Annotated in this window: 10 protein-coding genes; 2 read left to right on the plus strand and 8 right to left on the minus strand. The window is 49.3% G+C overall.

What is annotated here, in order from left to right; translation table 11 throughout:
* Nucleotides 1-21 precede the first annotated feature (21 nt).
* Together CWE07_RS03140 and CWE07_RS03145 are read left to right on the plus strand one after the other, a co-directional pair.
* Nucleotides 22-429 carry an acyl-CoA thioesterase gene (locus CWE07_RS03140; RefSeq protein WP_111568823.1) on the plus strand — a complete coding sequence of 136 codons (408 nt, stop codon included), beginning with the start codon at nucleotides 22-24 and terminating at the stop codon, nucleotides 427-429.
* 8 nt (nucleotides 430-437) lie between these two features.
* Complete coding sequence (locus tag CWE07_RS03145) at nucleotides 438-1,376, plus strand: glutaminase (RefSeq protein ID WP_111568822.1); 939 nt, start codon at nucleotides 438-440, stop codon at nucleotides 1,374-1,376.
* On the opposite strand, the gene CWE07_RS03150 is transcribed toward CWE07_RS03145, so the two are convergent.
* From CWE07_RS03150 to rpoB, 8 genes are all read right to left on the minus strand, one after another.
* A complete protein-coding gene (locus tag CWE07_RS03150) occupies nucleotides 1,373-2,212 on the minus strand; it encodes a type 2 periplasmic-binding domain-containing protein (protein ID WP_111568821.1) in 840 nt (279 codons plus the stop codon). The two genes, CWE07_RS03145 and CWE07_RS03150, sit on opposite strands and share 4 nt — an antisense overlap.
* A 155-nt stretch (nucleotides 2,213-2,367) precedes the next feature.
* The gene (locus tag CWE07_RS03155; RefSeq protein ID WP_111568820.1) at nucleotides 2,368-3,960 is read right to left on the minus strand and encodes an AbgT family transporter; all 1,593 of its coding nucleotides are present in this window, start codon (nucleotides 3,958-3,960) and stop codon (nucleotides 2,368-2,370) included.
* Between the two features lie 293 nt (nucleotides 3,961-4,253).
* The gene (gene tuf / locus CWE07_RS03160; RefSeq protein WP_111568807.1) at nucleotides 4,254-5,438 is read right to left on the minus strand and encodes an elongation factor Tu; all 1,185 of its coding nucleotides are present in this window, start codon (nucleotides 5,436-5,438) and stop codon (nucleotides 4,254-4,256) included.
* 60 nt (nucleotides 5,439-5,498) lie between these two features.
* Nucleotides 5,499-7,622 carry an elongation factor G gene (gene fusA / locus CWE07_RS03165; protein WP_111568819.1) on the minus strand — a complete coding sequence of 708 codons (2,124 nt, stop codon included), beginning with the start codon at nucleotides 7,620-7,622 and terminating at the stop codon, nucleotides 5,499-5,501.
* A 33-nt stretch (nucleotides 7,623-7,655) separates the two neighbouring features.
* Nucleotides 7,656-8,126, minus strand: coding sequence for a 30S ribosomal protein S7 (gene rpsG / locus CWE07_RS03170; RefSeq protein ID WP_111568818.1), 471 nt, complete (start codon nucleotides 8,124-8,126; stop codon nucleotides 7,656-7,658).
* Nucleotides 8,127-8,205: 79 nt separating this feature from the next.
* Nucleotides 8,206-8,580, minus strand: a complete 375-nt coding sequence (gene rpsL, locus CWE07_RS03175; protein WP_111568817.1) for a 30S ribosomal protein S12 — start codon at nucleotides 8,578-8,580, stop codon at nucleotides 8,206-8,208.
* Between the two features lie 260 nt (nucleotides 8,581-8,840).
* Entirely contained in the window at nucleotides 8,841-13,058 is a 4,218-nt protein-coding gene (gene rpoC, locus CWE07_RS03180) for a DNA-directed RNA polymerase subunit beta' (RefSeq protein ID WP_111568816.1), read from the minus strand.
* A gap of 82 nt (nucleotides 13,059-13,140) precedes the next feature.
* Entirely contained in the window at nucleotides 13,141-17,169 is a 4,029-nt protein-coding gene (gene rpoB, locus CWE07_RS03185; protein WP_111568815.1) for a DNA-directed RNA polymerase subunit beta, read from the minus strand.
* Nucleotides 17,170-17,283: the final 114 nt, after the last annotated feature.

The raw sequence follows: 17,283 nt of genomic DNA on the forward strand, positions 1-17,283 counted from the left end.
TGGTTAAGCCAAGGAACCTACATGTACGTTGAAGAGTTAAAAGTACGTTTTTATGAAACTGACGCCTTAGGGCACGTTAATAACACAGTCATTCCAGCTTGGTTTGAAACCGGCCGCCTGCCTGTGTTTGAATTGTTTAATGAGCAGGGCAACCCGTATGAAATCAGCCTGATTGTGGCGAATTTGAATGTCGATTTTGTACGCCCTGTCTATTTTGGTTTCGCAGTTACGATTAAAACCTATATCGCGCGCCTTGGTAAAAGCTCGTTTGATATCGGCAGTGAAGTTTGGCAAAAAGGTGAGCTGTGCGCCAAAGGCACCACAATATTGGTCAATTACGACCATAAGAACGAGCGCTCCGTGCCGGTGCCAGATAGCATCCGCGCCAAGTTATTGCAGCACAGCCACCCTGACCACCCACTTACATAGGTAATTGCATGGAAGGTACACCAAAGCGCCCAAGCAACCAAGAGTTATTGTTAAATGAAATTTTGCAAGAAGCCCTTGCGCTGCCATTAAGCGGTGAAGTCGCCAATTACATTCCTGCACTTGCCAGCGTCAACCCCAACCAGTGTGGCATTGCCGTCGCCAACCTCGACGGCCAAGTGCACGTGGCGGGCGACGCCGACGTGCCGTTTTCCATTCAAAGCGTGTCTAAAGTGTTTGGACTCGCGCTGGCGATGCTGCGCATGGGCGATGATTTATGGCAGCGCGTGCACATGGAGCCTTCAGGGCAAGCCTTTAATTCAATTGTTCAGCTGGAGTGGGAGCACGGTATTCCGCGCAATCCGTTTATTAATGCCGGTGCGATTGTGGTCGCGGACACCTTAGTCAGCCATTACTCGGCAAGTAAGAATGCGCTGATGTCGTTTGTTCGTGGTCTTGCCGACCGCCCTGAGATAGCAGTCAATCAAGACGTGTTCTTATCCGAAAAGCAGCACGGTAGTCGCAACGCAGCGCTGGCTTATTTGATGAAGAGCTTTGGCAACATTGAAGCAGATGTCGAAGACGCACTCGATCATTACTTCTACCAATGCTCAATTGAAATGAGCTGTCGTGATGTCGCGCGTAGTTTAAGCTTTCTAGCCAACCGCGGCGTCCAGCCGCACTCAGGTGATACCATTGTCAGTCGCCGGGACGCCCACCGTATCAATGCCATTATGCAAACCAGTGGCATGTATGACCAATCCGGTGAATTTGCCTTTGAAGTCGGTTTGCCGGCGAAAAGTGGCGTCGGCGGGGGCATTGTCGCGATTGTGCCAAACTATGGCGTGATATGCGCCTGGAGCCCGCGCCTAAACCAATATGGCAACTCATGTATGGGCATGTATATGATCACACGCTTGGCTGAAAAACTTGGGCTTTCAGTCTACTAATCCATATCGCGCTGGCGGGGGACGTAATCGAGATGTTCCCCCACCCCGAAGCGCTCGAATAATGCGCTTAACTCACCACTTTGGTGCATCGTTGTAAGTTGCCCTTCCAGCCAGTCGAGCAGCGCTTGCTGTGATTGATGTGCCAATAAATAGGTGTGGTAACTTAAGTCGACCTCCGTTTGCAGCTCGGCTAAATCAACCTTCTGCGGCTGTAATGCTGCCAGCATACCGAGAAACTCTTCACTCACCATCACCAAGTCAAGGCGCTCGCGCTGCAGCATATTCACCAGCGTGAAATGGTTATCTGCCAAGTACATGCGATGTTCGTACTCCAGCAATTCGCTGTCATGTTGAAAGTCGGTGAATTGGTAATGATAACCACGCAAACCACCGATTAAAGGATCATTCGCAATCACTTCGCTGGGTGGTTTCAAGGCCACGTATAAATCGGCACCACGGCTTAAGCGCGGGCCGCGAACAACTTGGTCATTTTGCTGCCAACCCCACTCTGGGGCCTGGAAGAAAATCACACTGCAACACCCTTCAGCACTGACCTGTTGATAGCGTGCGGTAGAACGAATTTCCACCAAGTTAAATATGTACTGTTGCTGTTGAGCGTTCAAGTAATCAAGTAAGCCGCCAAGCAGGTGTTCTGAGAGGTGCGACGAATAATAAGGCGGAAATTCATAAGCGGCGACATGAATAACTTCGGCGTCAGAGTTGGTTTGCTGCGCCGGTGTGTGCGCCTGAGCCGAGCTAACAAAAGCTGTAAAGCTGAGCGATAACCAACCGACCACCGCCAGATAAAATATTGTGTGTACTACTCGCCCCTGCATTCACTCATTCCTTCGTGTGTATCACTGTGCGCCTCTGCTTGGTTTACAGAGCATTGCACGTTGGCAAATAGTGTCAACTAAATGCGGTGAAACGCGACCATGATGACAACAAAAAGCCAGCTGGTAAGCTGGCTTTTGTCATCGTTAGCAGAGAATTAACCCGCCATTTGGTAGTAGGTGGCAGCGCCCCAACCCACTGGCAAATCTAGTACGAATACCCACAAATAGAAAAGTGCGGTCCAGCCCACGAAAAATACCATGCTGTAAGGCAACATAATCGAAATCAAAGTGCCGATACCTAAGTTCTTTTGGTAACGCGCGGCAACGGCCAAAATAATCCCGAAGTAGCTCATCATTGGCGTAATAATGTTAGTCACCGAGTCGCCAATTCGATATGCCGCTTGAACTGTTTCAGGCGCGTAACCGATAATCATCAACATAGGTACAAAGATAGGTGCGGTAATCGCCCACTGCGCTGAAGCAGAGCCCAGCATCAGGTTCACAAAGGCGCACATTAAGATAAACAGCAAGAACACGCCCGGGCCTGTCAGGTTAATCGCTTCGAGGAAGTTTGCGCCATTGACCGCGAAGATAGTACCGAAGTTGGTCCAGCCAAAGAAGGCAACGAACTGCGCCGCAAAAAACACTAATACAATGTATAAGCCCATCGAGCTCATGCTTTTCGCCATCGCTTGAATGACGTCGCGGTCATTACGCATTGAGCCTGTGATATAGCCGTAGACAAAACCTGGAATTGCGAAGGTAATAAAGATGAATACCACAATCCCACTTAAGAATGGTGAACCAAACACCTCGCCCGTTGCAGGGTTACGCAACACACCCCATTCAGGCACTACGGTAATCGCCAAAAGCGCTAATAAACTGACAAAGGTTACGCCACCAGCGATTAAACCCTTGCGCTCAACGCTGTTCAATTTTTCCATTGAAACGTGGTTATCAGCAATGGCTTCAGCGTCCATGTCGGCTTCATTAAACTTGCCTAGTTTCGGCTCGACGACCTTCTCGGTCACAATGGCGCCTAACGCTGCAATCAAGAAGGTACTAGCGATCATAAAGAAGTGGTTCATTTCCGGGCCGACCACATAATCTGGGTCGATTAAACGCGCCGCTTCCTGGGTGAATCCTGCCAGTAAGGGGTCAACAGTCCCAATAAACAAGTTCGCACTATAACCGGCTGAAACCCCGGCAAAGGCTGCCGCTAAACCAGCCAATGGGTGGCGACCCAAGGAGTGGAAGGTGACTGCTGCGAGTGGCACCAGTACCACATAGCCAAGCTCTGAGGCGGTATTTGAGATAACCCCTGCAAATACCACTACAATCGTGACCATACGCGGAGATGCGTTCAATACCATACTGCGTAGCAGCGCGGCCAATAGGCCTGAGCGCTCGGCTATACCGACACCTAAAAGCGCTACCAGCACCACACCCAACGGCGGGAAGCCGGTGAAATTCGGTACTAAATTCGCCACCATCCAGCGCAGTCCATCGCCGCTAAGCAAGCTATTCACAGCGATAGTCACGCCTTCCTGGCCTGGGCGCGGGTCTTCAACTGAAACACCGAAATAAGCAGCAACGGCGCTAAACACCATCACAGCTAATGCGAATAAGGCAAATAAAGTAACAGGGTGTGGTAGTAAGTTACCTAACCACTCAACGCCGTCCAAAAAGCGGGTAAAAGCACCGCGCTTGGCGTTGTCGTTTTCAGTCTTAGGGGAGCCAGCAGACATGGTTAATCCTCTTTAGCGGCCTGTTGCGGCGGCTTTATTCGAATAATTTCGCCATGCATTGTAATCGAAAAGGGATGTAGGGTGAAATCTGATCACCGCAATAGAGAGTAAATACGCCGTATTTACAGGCCTTCGCCTTGGTCAGCACCAATTTAATTTAGCGCAATGATAAACCTTTTGCTAACAAAAAGGCTCCCAATGGGAGCCTTTTGAATATCTTGATTGGTGGTTGAAGGGCAGGCTTCGCCTGCCGTTCAACATCGCTTGGCGGCAGGCGTAGCCTGCCCTACCAATTAATCTAAGATTTTAGATACAACGCCAGCGCCTACGGTACGGCCGCCTTCACGGATAGCGAAGCGTAAGCCGTCATCCATCGCGATTGGTGCAATCAGTTCTACTACGAACTTGATGTTGTCACCAGGCATAACCATCTCTACGCCTTCTGGCAATTCTACTGCACCAGTTACGTCCGTAGTACGGAAGTAGAACTGTGGACGGTAGCCTTTGAAGAATGGGGTATGACGACCACCTTCTTCTTTGCTCAGTACGTATACTTCTGCTTCGAACTTGGTATGCGGAGTGATTGAACCTGGCTTCGCCAATACTTGGCCACGCTGGATATCTTCACGCTTAGTACCACGCAACAATGCGCCGATGTTCTCACCTGCACGACCTTCGTCTAGCAACTTACGGAACATCTCAACACCCGTTACGGTAGTCTTCGTAGTGTCTTTGATACCTACGATTTCTACTTCGTCACCAGTGTTTACAATACCGCGCTCAACACGGCCAGTTACTACGGTACCACGGCCTGAGATTGAGAATACGTCTTCGATTGGCATCAAGAATGGCTTGTCGATATCACGCTCTGGCTCTGGGATGTATGAATCCAAAGCTTCTGCCAATTCGATGATTTTCTTTTCCCACTCTTCTTCGCCTTCCAACGCTTTTAGCGCTGAACCTTGAATCACTGGCAAGTCGTCACCTGGGAAGTCGTACTCTGACAACAACTCACGTACTTCCATTTCTACCAGCTCTAACAACTCTTCGTCGTCTACCATGTCACACTTGTTCATGAATACAACGATGAATGGTACGCCTACCTGACGTGACAACAAGATGTGCTCACGAGTCTGTGGCATTGGGCCGTCAGTCGCAGCTACTACTAAGATTGCGCCGTCCATCTGTGCAGCACCAGTGATCATGTTTTTAACATAGTCAGCGTGGCCTGGGCAGTCTACGTGGGCATAGTGACGTGACGGAGTGTCATACTCAACGTGTGAGGTTGAGATAGTGATACCACGCTCACGCTCTTCTGGCGCGTTGTCGATTGATGCGAAGTCTTTTGCAGAACCACCGTAGGTTTTTGCCAATACCGTGGTGATTGCAGCAGTCAAAGTAGTTTTACCGTGGTCAACGTGACCGATAGTACCAACGTTTACGTGCGGCTTGCTACGTTCAAATTTTGCTTTAGCCATTGCTATTTCCTTTAATTTTAAGTTTAAAGCCCGGCCCTAAGGACCGGGACCAGACCTCAACTAACCTTTGGTGTTACGAGCTGCAATAACAGCTTCTGCAACGTTGCTTGGTGCTTCAGCGTACTTCAGGAACTCCATTGAGTAAGAAGCACGGCCCTGCGTTTGTGAACGCAAGTCAGTCGCATAACCAAACATTTCCGCCAATGGAACCTGTGCGTTAACCGCTTTCAGGCCACCTGGCGAGTCTTCCATACCTTCGATCATACCGCGACGACGGTTCAAGTCACCTACTACGTCACCCATGAAATCTTCAGGGGTAGTAACTTCAACTTTCATCATCGGCTCAAGAATCGCAGGGTTGGCTTGCAGGGCACCTTTTTTGAAACCCATGCTACCAGCGATTTTGAACGCCATTTCATTCGAGTCAACGTCGTGGTAAGAGCCGTCGAATAATGTCGCTTTAACACCCAATACTGGGAAGCCAGCTAATACACCATTCTGCATTTGCTCTTCGATACCTTTAGATACCGCAGGGATATACTCTTTTGGTACCACACCACCAACGATTTCGTTAACGAATTCGAATGTCGGTGCATCTTCGTCTTTCTCATCGATAGCCAACGGCTCGATACGTAACCAAACGTGACCGTACTGACCACGACCACCTGATTGACGTACGAACTTGCCTTCAACTTCAACTTTCTTACGAATCGCTTCACGGTAAGCAACCTGAGGTTTACCTACGTTACACTCAACGTTGAATTCACGCTTCATACGGTCAACGATGATGTCCAGGTGAAGCTCACCCATACCAGAAATGATAGTCTGACCAGACTCTTCGTCAGTTTTAACGCGGAATGAAGGATCTTCTGCGGCCAACTTACCTAAAGCTACGCCCATTTTTTCTTGGTCAGCTTTGGTTTTCGGCTCTACCGCAACAGAGATTACTGGCTCAGGGAATTCCATGCGCTCAAGGGTAATCTTGTTGTTGATGTCACACAAGGTGTCACCAGTAGTCACGTCTTTCAAGCCGATAGCAGCAGCGATGTCACCAGCGCGAACCTCTTTCAACTCTTCACGGTCGTTAGCGTGCATCTGAACGATACGGCCAAAACGCTCTTTCTTGTGCTTCACTGGGTTATACACAGAGTCACCTGTGTTTACAACGCCTGAGTACACGCGGAAGAAGGTCAAAGTACCTACGAACGGGTCAGTTGCGATTTTAAACGCCAACGCAGCGAAAGGCTCGTCGTCGCTTGACTTACGCACACCTTCAGACTCGTCGTCGTTAATACCAGTAATTGGCTTAACTTCAGTTGGTGAAGGTAGGTATTCAATAACCGCGTCCAACATCGCCTGAACACCTTTGTTCTTAAATGCAGAACCACACAAGGTCAGGATAATGTCGTTAGCCAAAGTACGCGCACGTAAACCCGCTTTGATTTCAGCTTCAGTCAACTCACCTTCTTCAAGGTATTTGTTCATCAGCTCGTCAGTCGCTTCAGCCGCTGCTTCAACTAATTCGTTGTGCAAGGTTTCTGCTTCGTCCATCAGGTCAGCTGGAATCGCATCATAGGTAAATGTCATACCCATGTCGTTTTCATTCCAGTTGATCGCCTTCATTTTAATCAGGTCGATAACGCCTTTAAATTCCTCTTCAGCGCCGATAGGCATCTGAATTGGAACTGCGTTCGCTTGTAGACGAGTTTTCATCTGGTTAACAACTGACAAGAAGTCAGCACCAGCACGGTCCATCTTGTTGACGAATACCATGCGCGGTACTTCATACTTGTTGGCCTGACGCCACACAGTTTCAGTCTGTGGCTGAACACCAGAAGATGCACATAGCACTACTACTGCACCATCAAGAACACGCAATGAACGCTCAACTTCGATAGTGAAGTCAACGTGACCAGGGGTGTCGATGATGTTGATACGGTGCTCAGGGAATTGTTTGTCCATACCTGGCCAGAAGCTGGTTACAGCAGCTGAGGTGATTGTAATACCACGCTCCTGTTCCTGTGCCATCCAGTCAGTCGTCGCCGCACCGTCATGTACTTCACCCAGCTTGTGAGACAAGCCAGTATAGAATAATACACGCTCGGTAGTCGTCGTCTTGCCTGCGTCTACGTGAGCAACGATACCGATATTACGATAGCGTTCGATAGAAGTTTTTCTTGCCACTTTAATATCCTCTTAATTGAGATTGGGCGTGAATTACCAGCGATAGTGAGCGAATGCTTTGTTCGCGTCAGCCATACGGTGAACGTCTTCACGTTTCTTAACCGCAGAACCTTTGTTCTGAGAGGCATCTAACATTTCGCCAGCCAGGCGTTGAGCCATAGACTTCTCACCACGTGAACGAGCTGCGTCAACCATCCAGCGCATTGCCAGCGTGTTACGACGCACTGGGCGAACTTCTACTGGTACTTGGTAAGTTGAGCCACCTACGCGACGTGACTTAACCTCGACACTTGGACGGATGTTGTCTAAAGCTTCTTCGAACACTGATAAGTGATCTTTGCCCGCTTTTTCAGCAACGATGTCTAGTGCACCATAGATAATTCTTTCAGCGACTGATTTCTTGCCATCAACCATGACAATATTGATAAATTTCGCCAACAACTCTGATCCGAACTTAGGGTCCGGAAGGATTTTACGTTGGCCGACTACGCGTCTTCTTGGCATCTTAATTCTCCGATGTCTTCAGGGATTACCCAAAACAAAATGTATTTAAAAGTTTGGCCTTACTAGAAACGGAGAACCGTTAAGATTTAGGCCGCTTCGCGCCGTACTTAGAACGGCCTTGTCTACGGTCATTTACGCCAGCACAGTCTAATGCGCCGCGAACAGTGTGATAACGCACACCTGGTAAGTCTTTAACACGACCGCCACGGATTAGGATGACGCTGTGCTCTTGCAAGTTGTGGCCTTCACCACCGATGTATGAAGTCACTTCATAACCGTTGGTCAAACGTACACGACAAACTTTACGTAATGCAGAGTTTGGCTTCTTAGGAGTGGTGGTATATACGCGAGTACATACGCCACGTTTTTGTGGGCAAGCTTCTAACGCTGGCACGTTGCTTTTCACAACTGGTGCTTTGCGCGGCTTACGCACTAATTGGTTAACTGTTGCCATGGTTTCTCCAAGTAATCAGTACTTTTACTAAAACAACACAAAGCGCCCGAGTGTCTATTCACCCAAGCGCGACTTTGGTTTTCAATGGTTTCAGTCGCTAAACGAACCATATATTCCAAACTGTTCCCCATTAAGGGAGGCCGAATTTTATAGGTCACAGATTAACCTGTCAACCTGATCCCGTGATCTATGTTGCGTTGGCCCGACAACAACAACCAACAAAAAAGGCCCCGCAGGGCCTTTTTTAAACAACAGAACGGTTAGTCGTTGCTGTCGCTTTCGTTCAATGCATCTGACAGCGCTTGTTCCGCTTCTTCTGCACTCACTGTGGTTTGCTGGTTCGCTTGCATCGACGCCGCACGCTTGCGCGCGCGCTCTTGATGGTAAGCGTAACCCGTACCCGCAGGGATCAAACGGCCAACGATAACGTTTTCTTTCAGGCCTTGCAGGCTGTCTTCTTTACCCTGTACCGCAGCTTCGGTCAATACGCGCGTCGTTTCCTGGAACGATGCGGCTGAAATGAACGATTCTGTAGACAGTGACGCTTTGGTAATACCAAGCAACTGACGCTCGAACAGCGCAGGCATTTTGCCTTCCGCTTCTAGCTGACGGTTTGCTTCAATCACCGCAGACACTTCAACCTGTTCACCTTCCAGGAAGCCTGAATCGCCTGGCTTCAAGATCATCGCCTTACGCAGCATCTGACGCACGATGGCTTCAATGTGCTTATCGTTAATCTTAACGCCCTGTAAGCGGTAAACTTCCTGTACTTCGTTGGTGATGTAGTTAGCGACCGCAGACACACCACGTAAACGTAAGATGTCATGTGGCGCTTCTGGACCGTCAGCGATTACTTCACCACGGCTCACTTGGTCACCTTCAAACACGTTCAACTGACGCCACTTAGGAATCATCTCTTCGTAATGATCGCCACCTTCAGCAGGGGTAATCATTAAGCGACGCTTACCTTTGGTCTCTTTACCGAACGAAACAGTACCTGTGATTTCAGCAAGGATAGCTGGCTCTTTTGGCTTACGCGCTTCGAACAAGTCGGCAACACGCGGTAGACCACCGGTAATATCACGGGTCTTCGAACCTTCTTGCGGAATACGCGCAAGCGTATCACCACTACCTACTTGAGCACCGTCCGCCAAGCTGACGATAGCGCCACCCGGTAGGAAGTACTGTGCAGGCATGTCGGTACCAGCGATATTCACGTCATCACCGTTCGCATCAACCAATTTAACCGCTGGGCGCATGTCTTTACCGGCACTGGTACGTTGACCAGTTTCCAAAATAACATAGCTGCTCAAGCCAGTCAGTTCGTCGGTTTGAGTCATCATCGTAACGCCGTCAACCATGTCGACAAACTTAATCTTACCTTGTACTTCGGTAATGATTGGGTGCGTATGCGGGTCCCAGTTGGCCACTACTTCGCCACCTGCAACTGCTGCGCCGTCACCTTTCTTCAAGATCGCACCGTAAGGCACTTTATAGCGCTCACGCTCACGACCAAACTCGTCGATTAGGGTTAATTCCGCTGAACGCGAGGTAATCACCAAATGGCTGTCGCTGTTCTCAACGCTCTTCACGTTGTGTAGCTTCAACTTACCTGGGTTTTTAACCTGAATGCTGTTCTCAGCTGACGCACGCGATGCGGCACCACCGATGTGGAACGTCCGCATGGTTAACTGGGTACCTGGCTCACCGATAGACTGGGCAGCGATAACACCAACTGCTTCACCTTCGTTAACCAAGTGACCGCGTGCCAAGTCACGACCGTAACAGTTCGCACATACACCACGTAATGAATCACAGGTAATGATAGAGCGTACTTTTACTTCGTCGACTGAGTTGGCTTCTAAAATGTCACACCACTTCTCGTCTAACAAGGTGTTGCGCGGAATCAGAACGTCGTCAGAACCCGGCACTAATACGTCGTCACATACCACACGACCCAATACACGCTCGCGCAGAGGTTCTACCACGTCGCCACCTTCGATCAGCGGCTTAACGAACAGACCTTCTTGCGTACCACAATCAGCTTCAGTGATAACCAAGTCTTGTGCCACGTCAACCAAACGACGGGTCAAGTAACCTGAGTTCGCAGTTTTCAATGCCGTATCGGCCAAACCTTTACGCGCACCGTGGGTCGAGATGAAGTACTGAAGTACGTTCAAACCTTCACGGAAGTTAGCCACGATAGGTGTTTCGATGATTGAGCCATCTGGCTTCGCCATCAAACCACGCATACCTGCTAACTGACGGATCTGTGCGGGGCTACCACGAGCGCCCGAGTCGGCCATCATAAAGACTGAGTTGAAGGCCATCTGCTCTTCTTGCTCGCCTTTCGCGTTGGTAACCGTCTCTTTAGACAGGTTTTCCATCATCGCTTTCGAGACTTTCTCGTTCGCGGTTGACCAGATATCGATGACCTTGTTGTACTTCTCACCTGCGGTTACCAAACCCTGCTCGAACTGCGCTTGGATTTCTGCAACTTCGGCTTCTGCACCTTCGATCAGCTCTTTCTTAGCCGCTGGAATTTCCATGTCGTTGATACCAACCGACGTACCAGAGACCATCGCATAATGGAAACCGGTGTACATCAATTGGTCAGCGAATACGACGGTATCTTTCAAACCGCAATCACGGTAACAGCTGTTCAGCAACGCTGAAATTTGCTTCTTACCCATGTTCTGGTTGATGCTGCTATAGCTAATGCCTTTTGGCAAAATCAATGACAACAGGGCACGACCTACGGTGGTGTCGATCACGTGGGTGTACTCAGTGACCACGCCGTCTTCGTCACGCTCAACGTCGTTAATACGTACTTTCACTTTAGCATGCAAGCTAGCCTGGCCCGTGCGATACGCTTTCTCTGCTTCCGCAGGGCTCTTGAACATCATGCCCTCGCCTTTCGCATTGATCGCTTCACGGGTCATGTAGTACACACCCAATACAACGTCCTGTGAAGGTACGATAATCGGGTCGCCGCTGGCAGGTGACAAGATGTTGTTGGTCGACATCATCAACGCACGTGCTTCCATTTGCGCTTCAAGCGTCAAAGGAAGGTGAACCGCCATTTGGTCACCGTCGAAGTCAGCGTTATAGGCCGCACACACTAGTGGGTGCAACTGAATCGCTTTACCTTCGATCAACACAGGTTCAAACGCTTGGATACCCAAACGGTGAAGCGTTGGTGCACGGTTCAACAATACAGGGTGTTCACGAATGACTTCGTCTAACACGTCCCATACTTCTGGAATTTCGCGCTCAACCATTTTCTTTGCAGCTTTGATAGTCGTGGCTAAACCGCGACCTTCTAACTTGCCATAGATAAACGGTTTGAATAGCTCAAGTGCCATTTTCTTCGGTAAACCACACTGGTGTAAGCGCAGCTTAGGACCTACGGTAATCACCGAACGACCTGAGTAGTCAACCCGCTTACCCAATAGGTTTTGACGGAAACGACCTTGCTTACCTTTGATCATGTCAGCCAGTGACTTCAAAGGACGCTTGTTTGAACCAGTGATAGCACGACCACGACGACCGTTGTCTAACAGGGCGTCTACCGCTTCTTGTAACATACGTTTTTCGTTGCGCACGATAATGTCTGGCGCAGCAAGGTCTAAAAGACGCTTCAAACGGTTGTTACGGTTAATCACACGACGGTATAAGTCGTTCAAATCTGAGGTTGCGAAACGGCCACCGTCCAATGGTACCAACGGACGCAAATCCGGTGGTAATACTGGCAATACTTGTAGGATCATCCACTCTGGCTTGTTGCCAGACTGCTCAAATGACTCTAACAATTTCAAACGCTTAGAAATTTTCTTACGCTTGGTTTCAGAATTCGTTTCTGGTAGCTCTTCACGCAGCATTTTGATCTGCTCAGGCATGTTGACCTGACGCAGCATGTGCAATACCGCTTCCGCACCCATTTTCGCTTCGAACTCGTCGCCGTGCTCTTCTAACGCATCCAGGTAGTCTTCTTCGCCTAACAATGAACCCACTTCCAGCGAGGTCATGCCAGCGTCAATCACTACGTAGCTTTCGAAGTACAATACGCGCTCGATATCACGTAATGTCATGTCCAGCATTAAGCCGATACGTGACGGTAATGACTTCAAGAACCAAATGTGTGCAACCGGGCTAGCGAGTTCAATGTGACCCATGCGCTCACGACGCACTTTAGTCAGCGTCACTTCAACGCCACACTTCTCACAAATCACGCCACGGTGCTTCAAGCGCTTGTACTTACCGCACAAACACTCATAGTCTTTTACCGGACCAAAAATACGCGCACAGAACAAACCGTCACGCTCTGGCTTGAAGGTACGGTAGTTAATGGTTTCCGGCTTTTTAACCTCACCATATGACCAGCTACGAACCTGGTCTGGCGACGCCAGACCAATGCGGATTCCATCAAACTCATCCGCTTGGTTAGCTGGTTTCAGAAACTTTAATAAATCTTTCACGCTTCTTCTCCTGTCGGAGTTAAACCTTCGGGGAGCCGCAAGCGGCTCCCGCCTCAGATGCCATGGCTAACGCCGTGACGGCTTATTCGTCTTCCAACTCGATGTTGATACCTAGTGAGCGGATTTCCTTCAACAATACGTTGAACGATTCCGGCATACCTGGATCCATCTGATGGTTGCCGTCTACGATGTTCTTGTACATCTTCGTACGGCCGTTCACGTCGTCCGACTTCACAGTCAACATTTCCTGCAGGGTGTAAGCGGCACCGTATGCTTCCAGTGCCCATACTTCCATTTCCCCGAAACGCTGACCACCGAATTGCGCTTTACCACCCAGCGGCTGCTGAGTAACCAGGCTGTATGATCCGGTTGAACGGGCGTGCATCTTGTCATCAACTAAGTGGTTCAGCTTCAGCATGTACATGTAACCGACGGTGACTGGACGCTCGAACTCGTTACCGGTACGTCCGTCAAATAAGGTTACCTGCCCTGACTCTGGCAAATCTGCCAAGGTCAACAATGCTTTAATTTCTGATTCAATCGCGCCATCAAACACTGGCGTCGCAGTCGGTAGACCTGCTTTCAGGTTAGTGGCTAAGCGAATTACCTCGTCGTCGCTGAACGTGCTGATATCGACCTGCTGACGGCATTCGCCTAAGTCATAGACTTTTTGCAGGAATTCACGCATTTCAGCCAGTTCACGCTGCTCTTTCATCATTTTCTCGATCTTACGACCGATACCACGCGCGGCAGCACCTAAGTGAGTTTCGAGAATCTGACCCACGTTCATCCGCGAAGGTACACCTAGCGGGTTCAATACGATATCGACTGGCTCACCGCTTTCATCGTACGGCATATCTTCAACCGGAACGATGTTAGAGATAACACCTTTGTTACCGTGACGACCAGCCATCTTGTCACCCGGCTGAATGCGACGCTTCACAGCTAAGTAAACTTTAACGATTTTCAGAACGCCTGGCTGCAAGTCATCACCCTGGGTGATCTTGCGACGTTTCTCGTCGTAACGCTTGTCGTAGTCAGTGCGCAGTTCTTCGTGCTGCTGTGCCAGGTACTCAAGCTGCTGTTGCGCATCTTCGTCTTTCAGGCTTTGAGTTAACCACTTGCTACGCTCAAGCGCAGCCAGCTTAGACTCGTCAAAGCCATTACCTAACAACAAGGTACGAACACGGCTGAACACACCTTCTTCAAGAATCTTGAACTCGTCGGTTAAGTCTTTTTTGACTGTCGCCAACTGCATTTCTTCGATATCCAGGGCACGCTTGTCTTTCTCTACGCCGTCACGAGTAAATACCTGGACGTCGATAACGGTACCAGTGACACCATTTGGTACGCGCAATGAGCTGTCTTTCACGTCAGACGCTTTTTCACCAAAGATGGCACGCAGAAGCTTTTCTTCTGGGGTCAGCTGGGTTTCGCCTTTTGGCGTCACTTTACCGACCAAGATATCGCCGCCATTTACTTCAGCACCGATATACACCACACCTGATTCGTCCAGCTTAGATAACGCTGACTCACCTACGTTAGGAATATCCGACGTAATTTCTTCTGGACCTAGCTTGGTGTCACGCGCCACACAGTTCAATTCTTGAATGTGAATGGTGGTCAAACGGTCTTCGATAGCTACACGCTCTGAAATTAAAATCGAGTCTTCGAAGTTGTAACCGTTCCATGGCATAAATGCCACGCGCATGTTTTGGCCAAGTGCCAAGTCGCCTAAGTCAGTCGAAGGGCCGTCGGCTAACACGTCACCGCGCTGCACTGGCTCGCCTGGGTTGACCGTAGGCTTTTGGTTAATACAAGTGTTCTGGTTCGAACGGGTGTATTTGGTTAGGTTGTAGATATCGATACCCGCTTCGCCTGGTACCATCTCTTCTTCATTCACCTTCACCACGATACGTGCAGCGTCTACGTAGTCAATCACACCACCACGTTTAGCAACCACGGTTACACCAGAGTCGACAGCAACTGTACGCTCAACACCCGTACCAACTAATGGCTTATCTGCACGCAAAGTCGGTACCGCCTGACGTTGCATGTTCGAGCCCATCAATGCGCGGTTAGCGTCATCGTGCTCTAGGAACGGAATCAATGCCGCAGCGATCGATACGATCTGCTGTGGTGACACGTCCATATATTGAACTTGCTCTTTGCTGGTCAGGGTAAATTCACCCTGGTGACGGCAAGGTACAAGCTCTTCCGTAATTTCACCACTGTCGCTTAGGTTAATGCTGGCCTGAGCGATGATGTACTTACCTTCTTCAATCGCAGACAAGTAATCAACTTCGTCAGTCACCACACCGTTTTCAACACGACGATACGGGGTTTCAAGGAAACCATACTCGTTTGAACGTGAGAACGACGACAATGAGTTAATCAGACCGATGTTCGGACCTTCAGGCGTTTCGATTGGGCACAAACGACCGTAGTGAGTCGGGTGTACGTCACGCACTTCAAAGCCGGCACGTTCACGGGTCAAACCGCCTGGACCTAATGCCGAAATACGACGCTTGTGCGTGACTTCCGACAATGGGTTATTTTGGTCCATAAACTGTGACAACTGGCTTGAACCGAAGAACTCTTTCACCGCCGCTGAAATAGGCTTGGCGTTAATTAAGTCTTGTGGCATTACGCTATCAAGGTCACCCAAGCTCAAGCGCTCTTTCACAGCACGCTCTACACGGACTAAGCCGACGCGGAATTGGTTTTCTGCCATCTCGCCAACCGAACGAATACGACGGTTACCCAAGTGGTCGATGTCATCCACGATATCTAAACCGTTGCGGATTTCGATCAGCTTTTGCATCACGGCAACGATGTCTTCTTTTGACAAGATACCTGAACCAGTCTCTTCGTCACGGCCTAAACGACGGTTAAACTTCATACGACCAACGGTCGATAAGTCATAACGGTCTTCAGAGAAGAACAAGTTTTCAAATAATGCTTCTGCGGCGTCTTTAGTGGGCGGCTCCCCCGGACGCATCATGCGGTAGATTTCAACCAAAGCTTCTAGGCGATTAGTTGAGTTATCAATACGCAAGGTTTCGCTCATGTAAGGACCATGGTCTAGGTCGTTCATGAACAAGGTTTCAAATTTCTTGAAGCCTGCTTCGCGCAGCTCAGCTAATAGTTCCAAGGTAATGATGTCATTGGCGCTAGACACCACTTCACCGGTTTTCTTGTTGACGTAATCTTTAGCCAGCACTTTGCCCACTAAGTAATCAACCGGCACTTCCATTTCTTGGATATTCAGGCTTTCAAGTTGTTTGATATGGCGCGCAGTAATACGACGGCCTTTTTCGACAATCACGTCACCGTTGGTATCTTTAATATCAAACAATGCAGTTTCACCACGCAGGCGCTCAGGGATCAGGGTCATCAGAACCTTATCGCGCTTGATTTCAAAATGCGTGGTTTCAAAGAACAGCTCAAGGATCTGTTCGTTGGTGTAATCAAGAGCACGTAGAATGATCGACGCAGGCAGTTTACGGCGACGGTCAATACGCACGAATACGTTGTCTTTCGGGTCGAACTCGAAATCTAACCAAGAGCCGCGGTAAGGAATCACGCGTGCATTGTATAAGACTTTACCTGACGAATGGGTTTTACCCTTGTCATGGTCAAAGAATACGCCTGGCGAACGATGCAACTGAGAAACGATGACACGCTCAGTACCATTGATAACAAAGGTACCGTTGTCAGTCATGAGCGGAATTTCGCCCATGTACACTTCCTGCTCTTTAATGTCTTTTACAGTGCCGGCAGGTGCGTCTTTATCATACAGCACCATGTGCAGCTTCACGCGTAGCGGCGCAGAATAAGTTACACCACGAATTTGACATTCGTTGACGTCAAATACTGGCTCACCTAAGCGGTAGCTCACGTATTTTAGCTCGGCGTTACCCGAGTAGCTTGTAATCGGGAATACTGAGCGGAACGCGGCTTCCAGACCGTATTGGCCTTCCGGATCGGCGTCAATAAACTTTTTAAATGAATCAAGCTGAATTGATAGTAAGTAAGGTACTTCAAGCACTCGTGGGCGCTTGCCAAAGTCCTTACGAATTCGTTTTTTTTCAGAGTAGGAGTACGCCATGGGGTTCCTCAGCTAGCTGATTTCTGACCCTAACTGCCAAACTGCGTGGCAGCTACTACTACAGTTTTCATCCTGATGCATCCAAAACTATAGTGGAAAAACAGATGCATCCTC

It is taken from the genome of Aliidiomarina maris (assembly GCF_003987335.1).
Classification (GTDB): Bacteria; Pseudomonadota; Gammaproteobacteria; order Enterobacterales; family Alteromonadaceae; genus Aliidiomarina; species Aliidiomarina maris.

Coding starts and splice junctions, on each gene's coding strand:
- CWE07_RS03140 (WP_111568823.1), top strand. CDS start 22: ATGTACGTTGAAGAGTTAAAAGTACGTTTTTATGAAACTGACGCCTTA.
- rpsL (WP_111568817.1), bottom strand. CDS start 8,580: ATGGCAACAGTTAACCAATTAGTGCGTAAGCCGCGCAAAGCACCAGTT.
- tuf (WP_111568807.1), bottom strand. CDS start 5,438: ATGGCTAAAGCAAAATTTGAACGTAGCAAGCCGCACGTAAACGTTGGT.
- CWE07_RS03150 (WP_111568821.1), bottom strand. CDS start 2,212: ATGCAGGGGCGAGTAGTACACACAATATTTTATCTGGCGGTGGTCGGT.
- rpsG (WP_111568818.1), bottom strand. CDS start 8,126: ATGCCAAGAAGACGCGTAGTCGGCCAACGTAAAATCCTTCCGGACCCT.
- CWE07_RS03155 (WP_111568820.1), bottom strand. CDS start 3,960: ATGTCTGCTGGCTCCCCTAAGACTGAAAACGACAACGCCAAGCGCGGT.
- rpoB (WP_111568815.1), bottom strand. CDS start 17,169: ATGGCGTACTCCTACTCTGAAAAAAAACGAATTCGTAAGGACTTTGGC.
- CWE07_RS03145 (WP_111568822.1), top strand. CDS start 438: ATGGAAGGTACACCAAAGCGCCCAAGCAACCAAGAGTTATTGTTAAAT.